The organism is Pseudomonas sp. AGC41, assembly GCF_057334555.1.
The window spans coordinates 65,559-71,558 of record NZ_JBHFJB010000064.1 but is presented as its reverse complement, the minus strand read 5'-3'; the positions used below and the strand labels follow the sequence as shown (position 1 = coordinate 71,558).

Here is a 6,000-nt window from a genome sequence, read left to right as displayed (position 1 = left end):
CCGCGGGCCAGCGGGAGCAAGCTCCCTCGCCACGAGATCACAAGCCCGCAAGCCCACTAGCCCGGTAGTTCGATCAGGTCAACTCAATACGATCTGCATGAATGACAATCTGCCCATTCTTGTACAGCGCGCCAATGGCCTTCTTGAAGTTGCCCTTGCTCACGCCAAACAGGCTGCTGATCAGCGCCGGGTCGCTCTTGTCGCTGACCGGCAGTGTGCCGTTGTTGTCGCGCAACTTGGCGAGGATCTTCGCGTTGAGGCTGGTCGCCGCTTCCTGGCCCACCGGCTGCAGGCTCAAACTGATCTTGCCGTCCGCACGGATCTCCTTGATGAACCCCTTCTCCTGCATGCCGGCGCGCATGAACTTGAAGATTTCGTTCTTGTGGATCAAGCCCCAATGCTTGTTGTTGATGATTGCCTTGAAGCCCATGTCAGTGGCTTCGGCAACCAGCAGATCGACTTCCTGCCCAGGCGTGTAGTTGGCCGGGGTCTTGTCCAGATAACGGTCCAGGCGCGCCGTGGCGGTGATGCGGCGGGTGTGTTTGTCGAGGTAGACGTGCACCACGCAGTATTCGCCGGCGGTCATCTGGCGTTTTTCTTCGGAGTACGGCAGCAGCAGATCCTTGGGCAGCCCCCAGTCCAGGAACACGCCGATGCTGTTGACCTCGACCACTTTCAGGCTGGCGAACTCGCCTACCTGGACTTTCGGTTTTTCCGTGGTAGCGATCAGCTTGTCGTCGCTGTCCAGATAAATGAAAACATTGAGCCAGTCTTCATCTTCACTCGGAATATCCTTGGGGATATATCGGTTGGGCAGCAGGATTTCGCCGTCCGCACCGCCGTCCAGGTATAAACCGAAGTTGGTGTGTTTAACCACTTGCAAACTGTTGTAGCGCCCGACTAAAGCCATTTTCCAAATACCCTCGTTGCGTGGGCGGCATTCTACCCGGTTTTGCCGCGTGATTCGTGGTCGCCGGTGCAGCCATTGATTTTCCTGGGTTTTCAGCGAGGGAGCGGCCATTCGTCAGACCGCGGCGGGGGCGAATCGCTACATTTCGAGCCCGAACCACATCAAAGGTTGTTATTTAAAACAGTGGCTTAGGGCGGTAAACGGGCATAAATCGGTAATATTTCCGGCCTCGCTGTGTTATATGCCGGAGGGATATTTACCAAGCAATTGTCAAGTATTTCCTGTACGATGCCTGGCCCAATTAATTATCCATAGGTTAATGGCCGTCATGCGCGTAAAAGCATCCAACAGCAAAGCAAAGCCAGCTCCAGCCGTTGAAACCAGCGAGTCGATCAACGACCAGATCGCTGCGTTCCTCAAGTCCGGCGGTGAAATCCAGCAGATTGCCAAAGGTGTCAGCGGCCAGACCTTCGGTCCGTCCAAGCAGATCAGCCTGGGCAAGAAGTAATCCCCCGTTTCACCTGGTCCCAAAGCGCTTTGAATCTCGAAGCGCTTGGACTGGAACCTCCCTCGCTTGATCCCCTTCACGCATAAATCGACGAACGGCCATCGCTGCCGAGTATTCGCCGGTATGCTTGCACCTCTCTAGCTCAAGCGTTTCAGCTTGGTTACGATTCCCTGCTCCTCGCTATTCATGGAGTGAAGCATGCGCATTCCTGTTGTCTTGCTGACGTTCAGCCTGCTCGCTTGCCCCGCATCTTATGGGCAGGTGTTCCAGCGCGAGCTCGGCGACTTCGATCTCAAACTCGGCACCACACCCAGCCGCAGCATGGCCCAAGGCCTGGTCACACCGTCGAGCACCGGCTCGTTCCACGGCGGCCTGGACCTGAGTCATGACAGCGGTTGGTATTTCGGCCAGTGGTCACCCAGCGCCGGCGTATCCGCCGACCTCGAGATCGACTCCTACATGGGTTTCAAACAGCCTTTCGACCAGACCCTGGGCTACGAAGTCGGCTTGATCCACTACAGCTATCCCACCGTCGATACCCTCGACAGCCAGGAATTCTACGGCGGCCTGACCCTGCTCGGCAGCCGCTTCGGCGCCGCCTTGAGCAACGACCCGGACAAACAGAACAGCACCCTGTTCGCCGACCTGGGCGGCAACGTGCCGTTCGGCATTGGCATCAGCGCCAAATACACCACCCACCAGCTCAACTCGCCGGTGTCCGTCGATAACGGCTACATCAGCAGCTTCAGCGACTGGTCGCTGAAAATCTCCCGCCCATGGAAAGGCATCGACCTGGACCTGATCTACAGCGACTCCAGCCTCAGCGGCAGCAGCTGCTCGGCCTACTCCGGCCACAACAGCGAATGCGACAGCTTGCTGACCCTGAAGATGGCCCATCCTTTTTACTAAGCGTTACTTATTCGATCGGCTGAACTGCCGCGCGCCTGCCATGCTCAAACAAAGCACCTCCGCTTTCGCAAGGACTCGCCATGTCGCGCTGGTTAACACGCACCGCCATGTTCATCGCCCTGCTGCTGACACTTACCGCTTGCAGCCGTGTCGGCCTGGCCTACCGCAACCTCGACCTGATCATCCCCTGGACCCTCAACGATTACCTGGAGATCAACGGCGAGCAGAAAGACTGGTTCAATGACCGTCTTAAGGAACACCTGAGTTGGCATTGCACCACCCAACTGCCGGGCTACCTGGATTGGCTCGATCGCCTCAAAACCATGGTGCAGACCGACCAGGTGACCGACGAAGCCCTGCAGCAACGCACCCTCGAAGCCAAGGCCGCTATCGCCGAAACCGCTCGTGAAATCACCCCATCGGCCACTGAATTGTTACAAGGCCTGAGCGATGACCAAGTGGCCGACATGGACGCGGCATTCATCAAGGATCAACGCAAACGCCAGCGGGACTACCTCAAGCCGACCGTGCAACAACAAATCAAGGAACGTGCCGAGCGCATGGAAAAACGCCTGAATGACTGGATCGGCCCGCTCAACGACGCCCAGCGTCAACGAGTAATGGCTTGGTCTACCGCCCTTAGTGACCAGAACCAGCAATGGATCGCCAACCGCGCCCACTGGCAAAACCAATTCAGCGAAGCCGTCGCCCAGCGCCACAGCCCCGACTTCCCGAAACGCATTGAGCAACTGCTGGTCAACCGCGAAAGCTTGTGGACGCCCGCTTATCGCGAGGCCTACAACAAAACCGAAGCCCAGGCCCGCAGCCTGCTGGTGGACCTGATGGCACAGAGCACCCCGACGCAGCGTGAACAGCTGTTGAAGAAGATTGACGGAGTGAAGAAGGATTTCAGCGATTTGAATTGCCTGAAAGCAGCACGCCCATAAGCCCCACCACAAATCCCCCTGTGGGAGCGAGCCTGCTCGCGAAAGCAATCTGACAGGCAACCTGTCTTTGACTGTCAGGCCGCTTTCGCAAGCAGGCTCGCTCCCACAGGAGAATGAGTAAATCCATCAGGCAATCTGCGCCTTCGAAGCCAGGTCATCAAAAGTAAACTCATCCAGCGCATCTTCCTGCTCATCCAGCACCTGGCGCGGATGATCATTGCCCGGAATGCTGCTGTCGATCAGGCTCAACAACCGCGAGCCACGTGGCGTCAGCACAAAATTCTCGCCATTGCCGCCCTCTTCCTCCGGCCGCGGCTCGATATAACCACGCTCCAGCAGGAGTTTTTCATATTCTCCGGCAACTGCTTTCAGATGATCGAGGTTCTCGATTTCCTCGCCCTGAGCTGCCTTTTGCGCTGCATGCTGCTCCGCATAGGGCCGAGGGGTAAAACTGTGGCCGGCGCCGTTTTGCACTTCGTGCAACAACCGTTCGATCAAGTCCCAGTTATAAGTCGTCATCCTGGTCCATCCTCTAGAGAGTGAGATGCCTACTCAGTTTGTGACCGAGGCGGTGCGGCGCCGTTCAGCCGGGTTTACCGACGGCGTCTTTCCCACGCCGACCAACGGTTTGTCGAATCCACCGGCCGCCAAACGACTAGCCGTTGCAATCGCCGATCAATGAGTCTCTGAGGAGAAGCCCCATGAACATCGAGCACCATCCGGTCGTCTCGCGGGAAGCCTGGCTCGCCGCCCGCCGCGAACACCTCGCCCACGAGAAAGCGTTCACCCGCGAACGGGATAAACTCAGCGCCGAACGCCGCGCGCTGCCCTGGGTAAAAGTCGACAAACCCTACCGCTTCCAAGGCCCCCACGGCGAACTGAGCCTGGCTGACCTGTTCGGCGGCCGCAGCCAACTGATCATCTACCACTTCATGTTCGGCCCAGGCTGGACCGAGGGCTGCCAGGGCTGCTCGTTCCTGTCCGACCACATCGACGGCGCCAACCAACACCTGGCCCACCACGACGTCGCCGTCGTCGCCGTCTCCCGCGCGCCCTACGCCGAGTTCCAACCGTTCAAACGGCGCATGGGCTGGGCCTTCGACTGGGTCTCCTCGGCAGGCTGCGACTTCAACTACGACTTCGGCGCCAGCTTCAAAACCGAAGACGTCGCTGCCGGAACAGCCACCTACAACTACGAAAAAACCGACAGCGCCGAAAGCGAACTCCCCGGCCTGAGCGTCTTCTATCGCAACGAAGCCGGCGACATCTTCCACACCTACTCCACCTACGCCCGCGGCCTCGACATCCTGGTCGGCACCTACAACTACCTCGACCTCACGCCCAAGGGCCGCAACGAAGACGAAATCATGGACTGGGTGCGCCATCACGATAAATACCAGGAAGCCAAGCCCCACAACTGCTGCCATGGCTGAAGCGCCAACCACCCGAAGTCGAGCACCGCCCCCGTGGCGAGGGAGCTTGCTCCCGCTCGACTGCGCAGCAGTCGCCTGCTTTAAGCCGAAAGATGCCAAGCGAAACGCCCTACATGAAGCTCGGAAAACGGTGTCTTGTGGCGACGGAGAAGGTCGGCCTATATTCCCTCGTCGCCCAATAGCGGCCGGGTTTGGCGACCCGCATCAACAGAGAGGCTCATCAACTTACGAGGCTCTTGCTATGACCAGATTCATGCCCATCACTGGCGTCGACTGCACGCCCGCCACCCTGCTCATCGACACCGAAGCCCCACTCGACGTCCTCTTCGAAACCGCCGACTACCGCATCCGCACCGTGACCCAGCTGCTGGAAAATATCGCGTTCCGTTCGGATATCAGTTCCGATACGGTGGTGCTTTCTGATTTTTGCAAACTGCTAACCATATCGCTGCGCGATGGGTGTGATGTGTTGGATGCGATTGGGAGACGGTTGCGGGCGCAAGCTGCTGAGTAACGAAAACGGGCGACCTTCGGGTCGCCGTTTTCACATGCGCGGAAAGCTAAAGAAAACCAGGGACACAGATAACCTAGTCTGTCCCCGGTTCTGCTCAGCTCCATCTGTGCTCTCATTTAAGGTTTGTATGGTCTGGTCCTGAAACGGCTGTAAACCTATTTCAGGACTAGACATCAAGACAAAGGCCCCATCAGATCATTAGTAAAATATCGAGTCTCCACATCTACAGCAGGCTCTAACCCAGCGTAAAAATTTGTCACCCCAAACACCTCAGACAAACAACTTGCGTAACCTTGCACAGCCAACATCACACTAGAAACGTTAAAAGACGCGACGTCTGCAAAGGATAACTCGACATCGCTACAGCCTCCATATTTGACCACCCTCAACAGAACCGAGGGGAGCCAATCAATCTACGAACCATTTAAATACTCCATCCATATTCAGGCGTATCCCTCGGCCATCCGTCAAGCGCTTCCCCAAGAAAGGAATCCCTTTTACTCGTTAAGTAAGCGCCATTCAATCCGCCCCCTTTTTTTTCGTATACACAGCCCCCTTTTCACTCTTTTCACTTTGGAATCAAACGCCACATACTGAATCTGCGTCCACTGTAGCTAAAGCAAAGCCGTTACATTCCGGAATAAAAAATTCAAGCTCGTAGGCGGAAGGCTTGTCAGTACTACCGTAAACAACAACTATCGTACCTTCGGCCCCCTCAGCAATAAAAACCTCCCCCCCGGTGATTATATTTGCCTCCACGCCTCGCAGAAGCCGCACAA

General features: G+C 57.0%; 8 protein-coding genes. 6 read left to right on the top strand and 2 right to left on the bottom strand.

Annotation, left to right across the window (positions count from 1 at the left end; all coding sequences use genetic code 11):
* Window positions 1-73: 73 nt before the first annotated feature.
* Entirely contained in the window at window positions 74-910 is an 837-nt protein-coding gene (locus ACE04F_RS12195; RefSeq protein WP_486106979.1) for a CvfB family protein, read from the bottom strand.
* Between the two features lie 319 nt (window positions 911-1,229).
* On the opposite strand from ACE04F_RS12195, the gene ACE04F_RS12190 reads away from it, so the two are divergent.
* The 3 genes from ACE04F_RS12190 (at window position 1,230) to ACE04F_RS12180 (ending at window position 3,274) form a co-directional block, all read left to right on the top strand.
* Window positions 1,230-1,418, top strand: a complete 189-nt coding sequence (locus tag ACE04F_RS12190; RefSeq protein ID WP_018607615.1) for a hypothetical protein — start codon at window positions 1,230-1,232, stop codon at window positions 1,416-1,418.
* Between the two features lie 198 nt (window positions 1,419-1,616).
* Entirely contained in the window at window positions 1,617-2,327 is a 711-nt protein-coding gene (locus ACE04F_RS12185) for a TorF family putative porin (protein WP_486106977.1), read from the top strand.
* 80 nt (window positions 2,328-2,407) lie between these two features.
* Entirely contained in the window at window positions 2,408-3,274 is an 867-nt protein-coding gene (locus ACE04F_RS12180; protein ID WP_486106976.1) for a DUF6279 family lipoprotein, read from the top strand.
* 126 nt (window positions 3,275-3,400) lie between these two features.
* On the opposite strand, the gene ACE04F_RS12175 is transcribed toward ACE04F_RS12180, so the two are convergent.
* Window positions 3,401-3,793 (bottom strand): transcriptional regulator, encoded by a 393-nt coding sequence (locus ACE04F_RS12175; RefSeq protein ID WP_486106974.1) that lies wholly within the window; start codon window positions 3,791-3,793, stop codon window positions 3,401-3,403.
* A gap of 25 nt (window positions 3,794-3,818) precedes the next feature.
* Here ACE04F_RS12175 and ACE04F_RS12170 point away from each other — a divergent pair, with 25 nt between their 5' ends.
* The 3 genes from ACE04F_RS12170 to ACE04F_RS12160 all read left to right on the top strand — a co-directional run bounded on the left by ACE04F_RS12170 (window position 3,819) and on the right by ACE04F_RS12160 (window position 5,221).
* On the top strand, window positions 3,819-3,956 hold the full coding sequence (locus ACE04F_RS12170; protein ID WP_486106972.1) for a hypothetical protein: 138 nt from the start codon (window positions 3,819-3,821) through the stop codon (window positions 3,954-3,956).
* A 19-nt stretch (window positions 3,957-3,975) separates the two neighbouring features.
* Window positions 3,976-4,707: a DUF899 domain-containing protein gene (locus ACE04F_RS12165; protein ID WP_486106970.1), complete on the top strand. Its 732-nt coding sequence runs from the start codon at window positions 3,976-3,978 to the stop codon at window positions 4,705-4,707.
* A 241-nt stretch (window positions 4,708-4,948) separates the two neighbouring features.
* On the top strand, window positions 4,949-5,221 hold the full coding sequence (locus ACE04F_RS12160) for a hypothetical protein (RefSeq protein ID WP_486106968.1): 273 nt from the start codon (window positions 4,949-4,951) through the stop codon (window positions 5,219-5,221).
* Window positions 5,222-6,000 lie beyond the last annotated feature (779 nt).